Origin of the sequence: Streptomyces sp. NBC_00775 (assembly GCF_036347135.1) — a bacterium.
Classification (GTDB): domain Bacteria; phylum Actinomycetota; class Actinomycetes; order Streptomycetales; family Streptomycetaceae; genus Streptomyces; species Streptomyces lutosisoli.
Window position 1 is genome coordinate 7,049,924 of record NZ_CP108938.1, and the last position, 16,478, is coordinate 7,066,401.

The 16,478-nt window shown below is 72.2% G+C and carries 12 protein-coding genes; 6 read left to right on the forward strand and 6 right to left on the reverse strand.

Annotated features, from left to right (window positions below; translation table 11 throughout):
• The first annotated feature begins 110 nt into the window (after positions 1–110).
• From OIC96_RS31460 to OIC96_RS31470, 3 genes are read left to right on the forward strand one after another with little or no spacing between them, the layout of a single operon-like run.
• Positions 111–1,130, forward strand: coding sequence for an EamA family transporter (locus OIC96_RS31460; RefSeq protein WP_330304617.1), 1,020 nt, complete (start codon positions 111–113; stop codon positions 1,128–1,130).
• Positions 1,131–1,182: 52 nt separating this feature from the next.
• The gene (locus OIC96_RS31465; RefSeq protein ID WP_330310099.1) at positions 1,183–2,106 is read left to right on the forward strand and encodes a DMT family transporter; all 924 of its coding nucleotides are present in this window, start codon (positions 1,183–1,185) and stop codon (positions 2,104–2,106) included.
• A 43-nt stretch (positions 2,107–2,149) separates the two neighbouring features.
• Positions 2,150–3,064 carry a LysR substrate-binding domain-containing protein gene (locus tag OIC96_RS31470; protein ID WP_330304616.1) on the forward strand — a complete coding sequence of 305 codons (915 nt, stop codon included), beginning with the start codon at positions 2,150–2,152 and terminating at the stop codon, positions 3,062–3,064.
• A 56-nt stretch (positions 3,065–3,120) separates the two neighbouring features.
• Here the strand turns inward: OIC96_RS31470 and OIC96_RS31475 are convergent, their stop codons facing one another.
• Positions 3,121–3,627 carry a DUF1203 domain-containing protein gene (locus tag OIC96_RS31475; protein WP_330304615.1) on the reverse strand — a complete coding sequence of 169 codons (507 nt, stop codon included), beginning with the start codon at positions 3,625–3,627 and terminating at the stop codon, positions 3,121–3,123.
• Between the two features lie 112 nt (positions 3,628–3,739).
• Between OIC96_RS31475 and pepN the strand changes: the two genes are divergently transcribed.
• Positions 3,740–6,328 carry an aminopeptidase N gene (gene pepN, locus OIC96_RS31480; RefSeq protein ID WP_330304614.1) on the forward strand — a complete coding sequence of 863 codons (2,589 nt, stop codon included), beginning with the start codon at positions 3,740–3,742 and terminating at the stop codon, positions 6,326–6,328.
• Positions 6,329–6,361: 33 nt separating this feature from the next.
• On the opposite strand, the gene OIC96_RS31485 is transcribed toward pepN, so the two are convergent.
• Positions 6,362–7,633: a M14 family zinc carboxypeptidase gene (locus OIC96_RS31485; RefSeq protein ID WP_330304613.1), complete on the reverse strand. Its 1,272-nt coding sequence runs from the start codon at positions 7,631–7,633 to the stop codon at positions 6,362–6,364.
• 410 nt (positions 7,634–8,043) lie between these two features.
• Between OIC96_RS31485 and OIC96_RS31490 the strand changes: the two genes are divergently transcribed.
• Entirely contained in the window at positions 8,044–9,270 is a 1,227-nt protein-coding gene (locus tag OIC96_RS31490; protein ID WP_330304612.1) for a HesA/MoeB/ThiF family protein, read from the forward strand.
• Positions 9,267–10,445, forward strand: coding sequence for a hypothetical protein (locus OIC96_RS31495; RefSeq protein WP_330304611.1), 1,179 nt, complete (start codon positions 9,267–9,269; stop codon positions 10,443–10,445). The genes OIC96_RS31490 and OIC96_RS31495 overlap by 4 nt, the downstream gene beginning before the upstream one ends.
• Here OIC96_RS31495 and OIC96_RS31500 read toward each other — a convergent pair.
• The 4 genes from OIC96_RS31500 to OIC96_RS31515 all read right to left on the reverse strand — a co-directional run bounded on the left by OIC96_RS31500 (position 10,420) and on the right by OIC96_RS31515 (position 16,451).
• A complete protein-coding gene (locus OIC96_RS31500) occupies positions 10,420–11,196 on the reverse strand; it encodes an SDR family NAD(P)-dependent oxidoreductase (RefSeq protein WP_330304610.1) in 777 nt (258 codons plus the stop codon). The two genes, OIC96_RS31495 and OIC96_RS31500, sit on opposite strands and share 26 nt — an antisense overlap.
• A gap of 78 nt (positions 11,197–11,274) precedes the next feature.
• Positions 11,275–12,663 carry a sigma-70 family RNA polymerase sigma factor gene (locus OIC96_RS31505; protein WP_330304609.1) on the reverse strand — a complete coding sequence of 463 codons (1,389 nt, stop codon included), beginning with the start codon at positions 12,661–12,663 and terminating at the stop codon, positions 11,275–11,277.
• 281 nt (positions 12,664–12,944) lie between these two features.
• Positions 12,945–13,961 carry an aspartate-semialdehyde dehydrogenase gene (locus OIC96_RS31510; protein WP_330304608.1) on the reverse strand — a complete coding sequence of 339 codons (1,017 nt, stop codon included), beginning with the start codon at positions 13,959–13,961 and terminating at the stop codon, positions 12,945–12,947.
• 276 nt (positions 13,962–14,237) lie between these two features.
• On the reverse strand, positions 14,238–16,451 hold the full coding sequence (locus OIC96_RS31515) for a TerD family protein (RefSeq protein ID WP_330304607.1): 2,214 nt from the start codon (positions 16,449–16,451) through the stop codon (positions 14,238–14,240).
• Positions 16,452–16,478: the final 27 nt, after the last annotated feature.

The window sequence follows — 16,478 nt, forward strand, 5'->3', positions numbered from 1 at the left end:
CGGCCGCAAGAAAGTAGCTTGACGAAAAGTAGCTTAGAAGTAAGCTACTTCCTGCTGACCTACTTCTTGCCGTTCCGCTTCCGCAGGCCCACTTCGAATCGGGTGCCCTCATGGCCGCGAACCGTCCCGCCCGCTCCACGCGCTCCACCCGCCCCGCCCTCATAGCCCTCACCGCGCTCGCCCCCATCTCCTGGGGCAGCACCTACGCCGTCACCACCGAGTTCCTGCCGCCCGACCGCCCCCTGTTCACGGCGGTGACGCGTGCCCTGCCCGCGGGGCTGCTGCTCCTCGCGCTGGCGCGGGTGCTGCCGCGTGGCGTCTGGTGGGGGAAGGCGGTGGTGCTGGGTGCGCTGAACATCGGTGCCTTCTTCCCGCTGCTGTTCCTCTCCGCGTACCGGCTGCCCGGCGGAATGGCGGCGGTGGTCGGCTCGATCGGGCCGCTGTTCGTGGCGGGCCTCTCGGTGCTGCTGCTCGGCGACCGGCCGACCCTCCGCACGATCCTCACGGGTGTCGTCGCGGCCCTCGGGGTCAGCCTCGTCGTACTGAAGGCGGCCGGCGCGCTCGACCTCGTGGGTGTCCTCGCGGCGCTCGCCTCGACCGCCTCGATGTCCACCGGCACCGTGCTCACCAAGCGGTGGGGGCGGCCGGACGGGGTCGGCCCGCTGGCGCTCACCGCCTGGCAGCTGACGGCCGGCGGACTGCTGATCGCGCCGGTCGCCCTCCTCGTCGAGGGTGCGCCGCCCGCGCTGGACGGCCGGGCGGTCGGCGGCTACCTCTACCTCGCGCTGGCGAACACGGCGGTCGCGTACTGGCTCTGGTTCCGCGGCATCGGCCGCCTGGCCGCCACGCAGGTCACCTTCCTCGGCCCGCTCTCGCCGCTGACCGCGGCCGTCATCGGCTGGGCGGCTCTGGGGCAGACGCTGACGATGGTGCAGGTGGCGGGTATGGCGCTGGCGTTCGGGGCGACGGTCTTCGGTCAGCTCAAGCCGCGTACGGCCGTGAGCGTCGCCACCGCCACCGCCACCGCCGCCATCGCCGTCGACGTCGCCAAGACAGAATCGTTCAGTTCTGCTGAAAGGAATGCTCGAAAAGATTCGATGGACGTGACAGTTCCCGCCTTGCGACGGTAGTCGGGCAGCTCCCCCGACCACTACCGAGAGGCAAGGGATATCCGTGGCAGTCCTGGACCGGACGCGTACGCACAGCGTGACCCGCACGACGGCGCGAAAGGGGGCCACCGGTCTCGGTATCGCCCTCGCGGCCGTCGCCACGGTCGTCTGGTCCGGCAGCTTCGTCGCCGCGCGCGCCCTGCACGACAGCGTGCCGCCCGTCCAGCAGGCGTTCTGGCGCTGGGTCGTCGCGCTCGTGGCGGTCACCCCGTTCGCGGCCCGCGAGGCCTGGCGGCAGCGGGCGCTCGTACGCCGTCACCTCGGCCATGTCCTGCTCGCCGCCCTCCTCGGCGTCACCGTCTACAACACGCTGGTCAACCAGGCGGGCGTCTCCACCTCCGCCGGAAACATGGGCATGATCATGGCCGCGTCGCCGGTCCTCATGGCGGTGTACGAACGGGTCGGCGGCGTACGCCTCGGAGCGCGCCGTACCGCCGGGATGCTGATCGCCTGCGCGGGAGTCGTGCTCCTGGTGGGCAAGGGGTCGGCGGCGTCGGGGGACTTCAGCGCGGGCGACCTCTGGATGATCGCGGCGGCGACCTGCTTCGCGTCGTACAGCGCGCTCCTGCGCAGGCGGCCCGCCGAACTCACCGGCCTTGCCTTCCTGTTCACCACCTTCGCCCTGGGCACGGCGATGCTGCTCCCGGCGTACGCGCTGAGCGTGACGGCCCAGGGGACCTTCGCCCCCACCCCCGCCACCGTCGGCCCCCTCCTCTACGTCGGGGTCGCTTCCTCCGCGGTCGCCTTCTTCGCCTGGAACAAGGCCATCTCCCTCATCGGCGCGGCCCGCGCCGGAACGGTCTACTACCTCCAGCCGGTCTTCGTGGCCGCCCTGTCCTACGCCCTCCTCGGCGAGCGGACGACCTGGCCGCAACTCCTCTGCATGGCCCTGATCCTGGGCGGAGTGGTCCTGGGCGCCGCCCCCAGGACCCGCTGAACCGCCGGACGGCGCCCACGAGCCGGCGGGATAGGTTGCCGCCATGGCCGAGTACGACAAGTGGGACATCAGGAAGCTGGAGATCCTGCGGACGCTGCGCGAGCGCGGAACCGTCACCGCCACCGCCCAGGCGCTGCTGATGACCCCCTCGGCCGTGTCGCAGCAGCTGACGAACCTCGCCAAACAGCTCGGGGTGACCCTGCTGGAGGCGCAGGGGCGGCGCGTACGGCTCACGGACGCGGCTGAGCTCGTGCTGCGGCACGCCTCGGCCGTGTTCGAGCAACTGGAGCGGGCCGACGCCGAGTTGGCCGCGTACACCCACGGGGAGGCCGGCGAGGTGCGGGTCGGCGCCTTCTCCACCGCCGTGCCCGCGCTCGTCGTACCGGCCGTGCGGGCGCTCCGCGCGACACGGCCCGGGATCTTCGTACAGGTCCGGGAGGCCGAGGCGGCGGAGGCGTACGAGCTGCTCGGCGCCGGAGCGGTGGACCTCGCCCTGTCGCTGGCCGCGCACGCCCCGTCCGCCGCCGACCCCCGCTTCACCCGGGTCCCGCTGCTCGCCGACCCGCTCGACCTCGCCCTCCCGCACGGGCACGCGCTCGCCGCCGCCCCGGTCGTACGGCTGGCCGACTTCGCCGCCGAGTCGTGGATCTTCGGGGGGAGCGGGCCCTGGTCGGACATCACACGGGGGGCGTGCGAGGCCGCCGGGTTCAGCCCGCATCAGGGGCACTCCGCGGCCGGATGGACCGCGATCCTCGCGATGGTCGAGGCGGGGATGGGCGTCGCGCTGGTGCCGCGCATGGCCGCCGTACGGCGCGAAGGGGTGGTGATGCGGGAACTGGCGGGCGAGCGGCCGCACCGGCATGTGGTCGCGGCGGTGCGCAGGGGAGCGGAGGAAGGGGCCGCCGTGGGATTCGTCCTGGGGGCGCTCCGGGAGGCGGCGGGCGGGCTCGGCCGCTGAGCTCAGGGCCTGCGCACCTCTTACGGCCTGCGCACCTCGTACGGCCGGTGCACCTCTTACGGCCTGCGCACCTCGTACAGGAAGCACCCGTACTCCACCGCCCTGACGTGCACCAACGCCACCGCCGGGTCGGCGAAGGCCTCGTCGAAAGCCTCGGCCAGGGCGTCCTCGAAGGTCCGGCTGGGGTCAGCCTCCGGGGCCTCCACCAGACGTCCGCCCAGGATGTGCCCCTCGGCCGAGTAGCGCCGGACCGTGCGACGGGCGCCCTCGGCGAACGGGTACGCGCCCGTGGCCGGGCCCGCGCAGTCGTCCGCGTGGACGAACACCGGCCCCTGCTCGTCGTACGCGCCCGGCTCGGCGCCCGTCTCGCCCGCCCAGCGGCGCAGCGGGGCGTACGAGACCAGGGCGATCCGCTCCCCGGGCTCGCTGCGGCGCAGACAGCAGCGGAGCGGGGCGCCGCCCTCGTCGTCGGTGAAGGGGACCGCCGGACGGCCCGCGTCGTCGGTGTCGCGGAGTTCCTTCAGGGCCGTCGGCCCGATGGGGTGTGCCGTGTACGTCGTCATACGTCCAGACTCGCGCCCGCCCCGCCCGTTCACCGGCGGATAACGGACATCGCGTTCCGTGCAGGTCCCGTGGAAGGATGGCGCAACCCACACATAACGAGGAGATGACCGCGTGCCTGGCACAAACCTGACCCGCGAAGAGGCGCAGCAGCGGGCATCGCTGCTCACCGTTGACTCGTACGAGATCGATCTCGACCTCTCCGGCGCGCAGGAGGGCGGCACCTACAGGTCCGTGACCACGGTGCGCTTCGATGTCGAGAACAGCGGCGCGGAGTCCTTCATCGACCTGGTGGCCCCGACCGTCCACGAGGTCACCCTGAACGGTGACGCGCTCGACCCCGCCGAGGTCTTCAAGGACTCGCGGATCGCGCTCCCGGGTCTGCTGGCGGGGCGCAACGTGCTCCGCGTGGTCGCGGACTGCGCGTACACCAACACCGGTGAGGGTCTGCACCGGTTCGTCGACCCGGTCGACCAGCAGGCCTACCTGTACACCCAGTTCGAGGTCCCGGACGCCCGCCGCGTCTTCGCGTCCTTCGAGCAGCCCGACCTGAAGGCCACCTTCCAGTTCACCGTGAAGGCGCCGAGCGGCTGGACCGTGATCTCCAACTCGCCGACGCCGGAGCCCAAGGCCTCGCTTCCCAACGTATGGGCCTTCGAGCCGACGCCGCGGATCTCGACCTACATCACCGCGCTGATCGTCGGCCCGTACCACTCCGTGCACAGCGTGTACGAGAAGGACGGGCAGTCCGTCCCGCTCGGCATCTACTGCCGTCCCTCGCTCGCCGAGTTCCTCGACTCGGACGCGATCTTCGAGGTCACCCGGCAGGGCTTCGACTGGTTCCAGGAGAAGTTCGACTACGCGTACCCGTTCAAGAAGTACGACCAGCTCTTCGTGCCGGAGTTCAACGCGGGCGCGATGGAGAACGCGGGCGCGGTGACGATCCGGGACCAGTACGTGTTCCGGTCCAAGGTGACCGACGCCGCGTACGAGGTGCGCGCCGAGACGATCCTGCACGAGCTCGCCCACATGTGGTTCGGCGACCTCGTGACCATGGAGTGGTGGAACGACCTGTGGCTGAACGAGTCGTTCGCCACCTACACGTCCATCGCCTGTCAGGCGTACGCCCCGGACTCGCGCTGGCCGCACTCCTGGACCACGTTCGCCAACTCCATGAAGACCTGGGCGTACCGGCAGGACCAGCTCCCGTCGACGCACCCGATCATGGCCGAGATCCGCGACCTGGACGACGTGCTCGTCAACTTCGACGGCATCACGTACGCGAAGGGGGCCTCGGTCCTCAAGCAGCTCGTCGCGTACGTCGGCATGGACGAGTTCTTCAAGGGCGTGCAGGCGTACTTCAAGGCGCACGCGTACGGCAACACGCGCCTGTCCGACCTGCTGGGCGCCCTGGAGGAGACCTCGGGCCGTGACCTCGGCACCTGGTCCCAGAAGTGGCTGCAGACCGCCGGCATCAACATCCTGCGCCCGGAGATCGAGACGGACGCGAACGGCGTGATCACGGCCTTCGCGATCCGCCAGGAGGCCCCGGCCCTGCCCACCGGCGCCAAGGGCGAGCCGACACTCCGCCCGCACCGCATCGCGGTCGGCCTGTACGACCTCGACGACGACAGCGGCAAGCTGGTCCGCGACGAGCGCCTGGAGCTGGACGTGGACGGCGAGCTGACCGCCGTACCGCAGCTGGTCGGCAAGCGCCGTCCGAACGTGATCCTGCTCAACGACGACGACCTGTCGTACGCCAAGGTCCGCCTGGACGAGGCCTCGCTGGCCTTCGTGACGGAGCACCTCGGCGACTTCCAGTCCTCCCTCCCGCGCGCCCTGTGCTGGGCCTCGGCCTGGGACATGACCCGCGACGCCGAGCTGGCCACCCGCGACTACCTGTCCCTCGTCCTGTCCGGCATCGGCAAGGAGTCGGACATCGGTGTCGTGCAGTCGCTCCAGCGCCAGGTCAAGCTGGCGATCGAGCTGTACGCCGACCCGACCGCCCGCGAGGCCCTGCTGACCCGCTGGACGGACGCGACGCTCGCGCACCTGCGCACGGCCGAGCCCGCCGGCGACCACCAGCTGGCCTGGGCGCGCGCCTTCGCGGCGACCGCCCGTACGCCGGAGCAGCTGGACCTCCTGGAGGCGCTGCTGGAAGGCCGCGAGACCATCGAGGGCCTGGCCGTCGACACCGAGCTGCGCTGGGCGTTCGTGGAGCGGCTCGCGGCGGTCGGACGCTTCGACGACGCGGAGATCGCCGCCGAGTACGAGCGCGACAAGACGGCGGCGGGTGAGCGGCACGCGGCCACGGCCCGTGCGGCCCGTCCCACCGAGGAGGCGAAGACGGAGGCCTGGGCCTCGGTCGTGGAGTCCGACAAGCTCCCGAACGCCGTGCAGGAAGCGGTGATCGGCGGCTTCGTGCAGACCGGCCAGCGCGAGCTGCTCGCCCCGTACACGGACAAGTTCTTCGCCGTGGTCAAGGAACTCTGGGACTCCCGCTCGCACGAGATCGCCCAGCAGATCGCCGTCGGCCTCTACCCGTCGATCCAGGTCTCCGAGGAGACCCTCGCCAAGACGGACACGTGGCTGGCCTCCGCCGAGCCCAACGCGGCCCTGCGGCGCCTGATCTCGGAGTCCCGCTCGGGCGTCGAGCGGGCACTGAAGGCGCAGGCGGCCGACGCGCGGGCGGCGAACGCCTAAGCGGTGGCTGCGGCGGGCGGGCGACCGGATCGGTCACCCGCCCGCCGCACACACCAGGCGGGCGGTGTCGATCATCGTCCGTACGTGCAGCCCGGTCTGCGCGGAGACGGGCACCCACCGAAGGTCGTACGCCTTCTCCAGCTCCCGGCACCACTCGCGCACCACGTTCGCGAGGGTGTCGGCGGCCTCGGGGTCGGTGCGGGCGAGGGCCCGGCGCAGCATGGCCGCCGCGCGCAGCGGGATACGGCGCGCGGAGATGCCGAGGGTCGCGAAGTGGCCCCGGTACGCGCTCTGTTCCTCCGAGGCCCAGCTGTCGACGATCGACGGTGCCACGTCGATGAGTTCGCGCGCGGCGTCGCGCAGGGGGGCCAGCTCCTCGGGCACGGCGGCGACCGCACCCTCGCACCCGTCGAGCACGGCCATGAGCTCCCGGGTCTGCCCCAGCAGCACCTCGCCCACCCGCGCGATCTCCCGTTCCGGGGCGGCGGCGGGCCGCGCGTCGCTCACCGCGGGCGCGCACCAGGCGGGCGTCTCGACCAGGGCGGTCAGGGTGCCGTACCGGCGGGGGTACAGCCAGGTGCTCTCGGCGACGAAGCCGCTCGGGTCGCGTTCCCCCGTGCCATGGTCACCGGGGAGCACCAGGACACCGGGCGGGTCGAGGTGCCAGTCGGGGCCGTCGCCGGGGTGGCGGTCGAGGGGGATACGCAGCCGCGCCGCCGTCTCCCTGAAGGCGCGGGCGACGCCGGGCACCTTCCTCGTCAGCATCACGAAGGCGCCGCCGACCTCGATCCCGTGCAAGGTGAACTGCGCCACCGGCCGCAGCTCGTCGAGCAGCCGCACGAGCGCCGCCGACTCGGGGAGCGGCGCCCGTTCCTCGCCGGGCGCGGGCAGCGACTCCGGCTGACGGGCGAACGAGGGCCGGTAGAAGTGCCGGTGACACTCCTCCAGGGACGGTTCCGGCTCCTCCGGCGTCCAGCCGTGCGCGAGGCGGGCCCCGTCCGGGTCGAGGCAGAGCAGGAAGTGCCAGGTGCAGCCGAGCCGTTCGAGCGCCTCCGGCCGGTGCGCGAACAGCCTGGCGAGGCGGAGTGCGGAGGCCCCGCCCACGGGTTCGTTGGCGTGCGCGCCGGCGACGGTGAGGATCTGCCGGTCCCCTCGCCCGGCGGACAGCAGCCACAGCGGACGCCCGGCCCGGCTCTCGCCGACGGAGCGCAGTCGCAGCACCCCGGGTGCCGCGGTGACCAGCGCGCGGGCCCGCCGCTCCAGTTCGTCGACGGTCGGCAGGACCGGATGGAGCGGTGTCCGCACGCTGGTCCTCCGCTCAGACGTTACTCAGGCACCCGAGGAATTACTGTCCCCAGTGGTCTCTTTCTTGTCCAGCGGGCGAATCACGATCTTGGCGGGCATGTGGACTCCTCTCGGTCAGCCGCCGCTGGGGCCGCTGCTGTCGCCGGTGGTCTCTTTCCTGTCCAGCGGGCGGATCACAATTTTGGTGGCCATGGCTGGGCTCCTCTCGGTCAGCCGCCGTTGCCGCCGCTGCTGTCGCCGGTCGTCTCTTTCTTGTCCAAGGGACGGATCACGATCTTGGTGGGCACGCCAACTCCTTTCCCACGTAAGGGTGTTGAGCGTCAGGACGCGATCGCCGACCGCGTCTTGTCAAGGCTCGACTCGTGGGACCAGAGTGTCAAGGCATGTTCCTGTAATAGGGAGGGGCCCCGGTGACGGAGACAGTAACGGTGACGGTCGAAGCGCTCGGCAGGCCCCGGATCAAGCCCGAGCACCGCGCCTACCGCACGGTCGACGGCAACGTCCGCATCGGCAGCGTCATCCACGGCATCGGCGCCGAGATCGCGGACCCGCAGGGCTGGGTCTGGACACTGGTCGAGGCGATGGACGGCACACGGGGACCCTCCGGGGTGGTCGACGAGGTGCTCCGGGCCCACCCCGGACTCCCCGGCGAGGACGCCCGCCAGGCGATGGCCGACCTGCTCGCCGCCGGGTTCGTGGACGACGCGGGAGCGACCGTGCCGGTGCCCGAGCGGGAGCGGATCCGCTACAGCCGCGGGGTGCCCCTGTTGCGCTGGATGGACCTCGGCCCCCGCACCAGCCCGTGGGACGCCCAACTCCGGCTGCGCCGGGCCCGCGTGCTGCTGATCGGCGTCGGCGGCACGGGAGGCTACGCCGCACAGAGCCTGGTCGCCTCCGGCGTCGGCCATCTGCACTGCGTGGACCCCGACGTCGTGGAGCTCTCGAACCTCAACCGCCAGCCCCTGTTCCGCGAGTCCGACATCGGCCGCCCGAAGGTGGAGGCGGCGGTGGCCACGCTACGGGCGCTGAACTCGGACGTGACGGTCACGGGGGAGCGGCGGGAGGTGCGGGGGCCGGGGGACCTGGCGGAGCTGGTGGGTGCGGGGAGCGAAGTCGAGGGCGGGGGAGGGGACTTGGCGGGACGGGTGGGCACAGGGCGGGACGACGGGGGCGGGGCCGCCGCCTACGACCTCCTCGTCCTCGCCGCCGACCGTCCCGACGCCATCCGCCGCTGGGCGAACCGGGTCTGCCTGGCCGCGAACCTCCCCTGGGCGGACGCCGGTTACCGCGGCCCCCTGGTGACCGCGGGCGTGTACGTGCCCGGCCGGGGCGCCTGCTGGGAGTGCCTGCGGGCCGGGGAGGCCGCCCGCCGCGATCTGCGCCTCGCGCCCGGCCAGGACCCGGAGGTCGCCTCCCCGCGCATGCCGTGGAACCCGGCGAGCGCGGTCACCGCCGGGCTCTCCGGCGGCCTCCTCGCGCACGCGGCCCTCGCCCTGCTGACCGGCGCCCCGGCCCTCGACCCAGGCTTCCGCTTCGGAGTGAACCTGATGCTGCCGGGCGATCCGGTGCATCAGCGCACCCCACGGCACCTGGACTGCCCGGCGTGCGGTGAACGGGCGGACGGGGCGCGCACGTGAACCGTGTACGCCTCCACGCGCTCGACTCCCGCCCCGACGGCGACGAATGGATCGTCGGACGGATGGCGACCGGCCAGTTCGTCGCCCTGCCCGAGATCGGCAAGCAGGCGTTGGACCTGCTCGGGCAGGGGCTGAGCGCCGCCGAGGTCGGGGAGCGGCTGCGGGAGGCCACCGGCGACGACATCGACGTACCGGACTTCGTGGAGGCACTGCTGGGGCTCGGGTTCGTCGCGGAGGTGGACGGTCGGGAGGTTTCGCAACCCGCCCCGCCGAAACCGACGTTCGCCCGGATCCGGCCCCGGCATGTGCGCTGGGTACTGAGCCCCGTCGTCCCGGTCCTCATCGGCCTGCTCATCGCGGCGGCCCTGCTCACCCGCCCGCCCGTACCGCTCGGCTACCGCACCCTCCTCTGGAGCCCGCACGGCAGCGCGGTGATCGCGCTCGGCGCGGGCGTGGGCTGGACGCTGCTGCTGCTCCACGAGTGCGCGCATCTGGTGGCCGCCCGCGCGACGGGGGTGGCCGGCCGGATGCGCCTGGGCACCCGGCTGCAGTTCCTGGTCATGCAGACGGACATCAGCGGCATCGAACTCGCCCCGCGCCGCCACCGGTTGACCGCCTACCTCGCCGGGATCGCCACCAACCTGACGGTCGCGTCCGTGGCCGCCCTGACCGCGGGTGCCACGGACGGCACGGCCCGGCGGATCCTCGCCGCCGTCACCCTCCTCGCCCTGCTCCCCCTCCCCTTCCAGCTCATGGTCTTCATGCGCACGGACCTGTACTTCGTGCTCCAGGACGTGACGCGCTGCCGCGATCTGTACGGGGACGGGGTGGCGTACACGAAGTACGCGGCCCGGCGCGTGTTCCGACGGACAACTGCCGTGGACCCCAGCCGCGGGTTGCCCGCCCACGAGCGGCGGGCCGTGCGCGCGTACAGCATGGTGCTGGTCGTGGGCACCGCGCTGTGTCTCGCGTTCCTCGCCACCGTCACCCTGCCCGCGGACATCACGCTCCTCGCCCGCGCGGTGACCCGCCTGGGCCCCGGCCACTCGACCGCGCAGCGCCTGGACGCGACGGCCGTCGTCGTCGCGCTCGGCGGAGTGCATGTGCTCTGGGCCCGCACATGGTGGCGCGGCCGGCGTGAGCGGAGGGTCAGTGGGGGACCATCCCGCCCGTGACGTTGACGAACGTGCCGGTGATTCCGCCGGCGTGGTCGGAGGCGAGGAAGGCGGCGGTGGCGGCGACCTCGGCGAGGGTGGGGTTGCGGCGGGTCATGCGCATGCCCGCCAGGTTGGCGAGCAGGCCTTGCAGGGCCGCGTCATCGAGGTCCATGCCGCTGTCGACCGCGGCGAGCTTCTCCCGGGTCAGCGTCTCGGGCACCCCGGCCGCCCACAGGCCCACGGCCCGGACCCCGCGCGGGCCCAGCTCCATCGCCAGGTTCCGCACCAGCGTGTCGATCGCCGCGTCCGCGGGCCCCGTACCGCCCATCATCGGACTGCCGTGCGCCGAGCCGCTGTTGAGCGTGAGGATCACGCCGGAGCCGCGCTCGGCCATGCGGCGGGCGGCTGCGCGGGCGGTGATGAACTGGGCGTGGACGGCGGTCACGACGGGCCGTACGAAGTCGTCCACGGGCATGTCGAGCAGCGGCATGCCCTGTACGTCGCCGCGCGTGACGAGGTTGAACGAGACGTCGACGGTGTCCAGCGACGCGATGTGCGCCTCCACCGCCCGCTCGTCCAGGGCGTCGAGCACCGCGGTCTCGGCGTGCCCGCCCGCCGCCGCGATGTCCTTGGCCACCACGTCGAGCGTCTCCGCCGTACGCCCCACGAGGTGCACGCGGGCGCCCTCGCGGGCGAAGGTACGGGCGACGGCGCCGCCGATGGATCCGCCGGCGCCGTAGATGACCGCGGTCTTGTCGGTGAGCAGCATGACGAGCTCTCCTTGTCTCCGTGAAAAGTTCGGTCGGTCGTACGTGTCACTCATGAAGACGTACGAGTCCTCCCTCACTCATCGGCCGGCGCTCATCGGTCGGCGGTCGGCCGGGAGCCGCAGTGGCAGGCCGAACGCCGGGAAGAGGTGCGGTTCGAAAGAGGTGATCTCCACGATGCGGTCGCCCTCGATGCGGAGTACGTCGAGGACCTGGGCGCGATAGACGGTCGTACCCGGGCGCCGTACGTAACCCCCCGCCGCGAGCTGCCCGTTGGCGCGCGCGGGCAGGTGGCGCCAGTGGCCGAGGAACATCGGGGACGCGGGGTCGAGGCTGACGGTCAGGAACTCGACGAGCGCCTCACGGCCCACGAACCAGAACGGGTTCGGCGGCATCGTGAGCTTGATGTCCTCGCTGAGCAGGGTGGTGACCTCCGTGAGGTCGAGGCGCTCCGCGGCGGCCATGTAGCGCCGCAGGACCTCGCGTTCGCGGGCGTCCGCCTCGGTCGTCCAGTCGGCGCGGCGGCGGGGCAGATGGTCGCGCAGGGTGGGCCGGGCCCGCTGCAACGCGCTGTTGACCGAGGCCACCGTCATCTCCAGCGCCTCGGCGGTCTCCGTGGCCGGGAGCCCGAGGACGTCGCGCAGGACCAGGACGGCGCGCTGGCGGGGCGGCAGATGCTGGATGGCGGCGAGGAAGACGAGCTCCAGGGTCTCCCGCGAGACGGCGCGGGCGTCCGGCTGGTCCTCCGCGGAGGGCAGGTCCTCGTCGGGGTACGGCTGGAGCCACGTGATGCGGGCCGGGGGTTCGGTGCCGGTGCCGTGGTTCATGCCGGGCAGCGGCTCGTAGCGCTGGGGGCGGCGTGCGGTGCGACGCTGGAAGTCCAGGCAGGTGTTGGTGGCGATGCGGTACAGCCACGTCCGCGGACTCGCCCGCCCGCCGAAGCCGTCCCGTGCCCGCCAGGCCCGCAGGAACGTCTCCTGTACGAGGTCCTCGGCGTCGTCGTACGAGCCGGACATGCGGTAGCAGTGGACGCGCAGCTCGCTCCGGTACGACTCGACGAGCGCGGCGAAGTCGCTTTCGCCGAGGGCGACTTCCGTAACGGGGGCTTTCGTGACGGGCGCTTCCGTAACGGGAGCTTTCGTGACGGAAGTCTGCCGGCCCTCCCGGCCCTCCCGGTCTTCGTTCGCGGTGTCGCGTGCGACGCGGGCGATGCGGCGCAGGCGCCCGACGGAGGAGGCGAGCTCGTTCACCCCGGAGTAGAAGACGGACGGTGGCTGCGGCACCAGTGCCTCGACCTGTCGGCCGACGTCGTCGATGAGGCCCTGCACGGTGTCCGTGGGGGCCGTCTGTCGCTCCCGGTACGCCTTCTGCCGGCAGGCGGCGGAGCAGTACACCGAGCTCCGGCCCTTCCGGCCCTCCCGGCCGGGCAGCGGCTTCCCACAACTCCGGCACGCGACATCCACGACCACGGGGACCCTCCGGGATTACGTCACTCGGGGACGCCGCGACGCTATCCGGTTTCTCGCCCCCGCCGCCCCTACCCGTCCCATCCTTCTGGGGCTCCGCCCCAGACCCCGTGGGCCGGTTCTTTGGCTGCGGTGGGTGGGGGTTACTCGCGCAGTTCCCCGCGCCCCTTAAGGGGCGCGGGGAACTGCGCAATCTTTTGGACCAGCCCCCACCCACCCGCACCCGACACACAACCCAGGGGGTCTGGGGGCGCAGCCCCCAGGTACGGGATGGGACGGGTAGGTCAGCCCTTGAGCTCGGCTGCTACCAGTTCCGCGATCTGGACGGCGTTCAGCGCGGCGCCCTTGCGGAGGTTGTCGTTGGAGATGAAGAGGGCGAGGCCGTGCTCGACGGTCTCGTCGGTGCGGATGCGGCCGACGTACGAGGCGTCCTTGCCGGCGGCCTGGAGAGGCGTCGGGATGTCGGAGAGGATCACGCCGGGGGCGCCGGCGAGGAGCTCCGTGGCACGCTCGGCCGAGAGCGGACGGGCGAAGCGGGCGTTCACCTGGAGGGAGTGGCCGGAGAAGACCGGCACGCGGACGCAGGTGCCGGAGACCTTCAGACCGGGGATCTCCAGGATCTTGCGGGACTCGTTGCGGAGCTTCTGCTCCTCGTCCGTCTCGTTCAGACCGTCGTCGACGATGGAACCGGCGAGCGGGATCACGTTGAAGGCGATGGGGCGCTTGTAGACCTGCGGCTCGGGGAAGTCGACCGCCGCACCGTCGTGGGTCAGCTTGTCAGCGTCGGCGACGACCTTCAGCGCCTGACCGTGCAGCTCGGCCACGCCGGCGACACCGGAGCCGGAGACCGCCTGGTAGGTGGCGACGACCAGCGCATCCAGTCCCGCCTCCTCGTGCAGCGGCTTGAGGACCGGCATCGCGGCCATCGTGGTGCAGTTCGGGTTCGCGATGATGCCCTTGGGCCGGTCGGCGATCGCGTGCGGGTTCACCTCGGAGACGACGAGGGGGACCTCGGGGTCCTTGCGCCAGGCCGACGAGTTGTCGATCACGACCGCGCCCTGCGAGGCGACCTTTTCGGCCAGCGCCTTCGACGTCGCGCCGCCCGCCGAGAAGAGGACGATGTCCAGGCCGGAGTAGTCGGCCGTCGACGCGTCCTCCACCGTCACGCCGTCGAGCACCGTCCCGGCCGAGCGGGCCGAGGCGAACAGGCGCAGCTCGGTGACCGGGAAGTCCCGCTCGACCAGGATCCTGCGCATGACTGTCCCGACCTGACCGGTGGCTCCGACGATTCCGACCTTCACGGCGACTCCCTTTGCGTGCGTTTTACGTGGTCCAGCGTTTCCATGATGCGTCCGACCCCGGCCCGCGTGTCCAATTCTTTCGCGGCGCGGCCCGAGGAGTGGGACGCGGGGGGAGGCCGGTCCCGTTCCGATCGTCCGGCGACGACTCCCGCCGGTCCGAAGAAACCCGCCCGCCGCCCGCCCCGGACCGCAAGCCGTACGGCGGGTGCCGTTCCGCGGCCCGGAGCGGTGTGACGTACGACTCCGGGCCGGAGGACGGGGCGCGTGCGGCGGAAATCAGCCGCGCGCCTCGATGCTCCACTTGCCGCCGCCGCATCTGACCTGGACGAGGCCCTGCGGTATGGGCTGGAGACCGACGGCCATGCTGATCCGCCGTATCGGTTCGAGGCGGTCGTCGAGTTCCCAGAGCGCGATGAGGTCGATCATGCCGCGCGCTTCGTACCGGACCATCATCTCGGCCGCCGGGCCGGTGTGGCGTACGACCGCGTAGCCCTGTCCCGACACCTTGCCGTCGAACGCGGGCACGGTGTCCAGGGCGGCCGTCTCGATCTGCCAGCCGGTCGAGTGGCGGGCGGTGACCACGAGGTAGCAGTATCCGTCCGCCGACACCCGCAGGGGACCGACGACGGGCCGGCGCCGCCCCGCGGTGCTCGCGCTGATCGACTTCTTGCCGTCCGCCTGGACGGTCCAGGTGTCCAGCCAGTCGTCGTCCCGGGTGAGACGGCGCAGGGACTGCACCGCGGGCGGACCGGTGTAGCGGAACACCGTGCTGCCCTTGCCCTCCGCCTTCCCGGTCAGCGGTGTCGCCTCCTCGACGGGCAGCAGACGCAGGCTCCACGAGCCCACCCGCTCCAGCCGCAGCCGGACCTCGCTCTCGCCCTTGCCGAACAGGAGGACGCGACCGTGCGTTCCGTGCGTGGACGACTCCATGAACTTCTCGGTGTCGTCGTACTCGTCCAGCAGCTCGATCCGGTAGCTGCTGTACCCGTCATCGTCCTTGATCGAGTACTCGAGGATCGCGGGCCGCCCCGGCTCGGGGTTGGCCAGCGTGACCGTCTTCGCGCCGCGGCCCGAGTGCTCGGCCTGGTCCTTGGTACGGCCCAAGCGGCCGAGGAGGCCCTTCGCCGGGCGCTCGTCCTTGCTCACGCCGTCGCTGCCACTCGCGTACGGCTGGACGGACCGTGTCTCGGGTACGACGACGGCGGGCGGCTCGGACGCCTGGGCCGGGCCGGGATCGATGGCGGGCAGGGGGCGGGCGGTGAGCTGCCAGGGGCCGTCGGCCTCGACGAGCAGCAGGAGCGGGCCCCCGGGGAGGGGCGCGGTCTGCCGCAGCCGCCCGGTGTCGTTGAAGACCAGGTCCTGGTGACCACGGAGGTTGTGCGCGTCCACGCTCCAGACCACGAACGAGCTGTCGCCGTCGTCGCCGCCGGAGAACTCCGCGTCGACGTCGGCCTCCGTACCCGTGTAGACGAGCACTTCGGGGCCGAGTCCCTGCACGGTGCCGGTGAGGTGGCGTGCCACCGACAGCGGCTGGACGGACACGGTCCAGTCGTTGTCGCCGGTGACCCGCAGCCGGAGCCGCCGGTCGTCGTCCTGGAAGGCGAGCGCGCGGCCGCGGAAGTCGGTCATGGTGTTGTTGAAGACGAGCTTGTCGTCCTTGTTGCGCTTGGTGAGCGTGTACGCGTAGACGTAGCCCTCGCCCTCGTGCCAGGCCTCGACGATCACGGGGCCGGGAGGGACGGATCCGCCGACGGTGATGACGCCCTGACCACGGCCGCGCTGCACGACGGGCTCGAACCCGGGCCCGAACGGGAACGGGGCGGCGTCCTGCGGCACCGGCCGCACGGCGTCCGCCGGCACCGGTCCCGTCGGCACCGGTTCCGCCGTCTTCGCGGGCACGGCGTCCAGCGGTACCGGCCCCGCCGTCGTCGCGGGCACGGCGTTCAGTGGCGCGGGCTCCGCCGGTTCCTCCACCGCGATCCCGAAGTCCGTCGCCAGCCCCGCGAGCCCGGACGCGTACCCCTGCCCCACCGCCCGGAACTTCCACTCCCCGTTGCGCCGGTAGAACTCGCCCAGCACGAAGGCGGTCTCGCTCGACGCGTCGGTCACCTCGTAGTGCGCCACCACCGTCCCGTCGCCGTTGAGCGCCTGCACGGCGAGCCCGGGTACGGCGCCGAAGGTCCCGCCGTCGCAGGACCCCCCTATCAGCACCCGCTGCACGGCGGGCTCGACCCGGGGCAGGTCCAGCTCCAGCCACTCCGCGAGCTGCCCGTCGCCCTCGGCGGTCCCGATGTGCCGTACGGCGCCCGAGGGGTGCGCCGGCTGGTTGTAGAAGACGAGGTCGGCGTCGCCGCGTACCTTGCCGGCCGCGTCGAGCAGCAGCGCCGAGGCGTCCACGGACGGAGTCCCCGGAACGTTCCGTCGGCAGACAGCGACACGCAACAGCCCTGCGGGAACAGGGGTGTTGGCCCCCTTCGTGATGATCGTCATGGGACACATGGTGGCAGTGAAGATGAT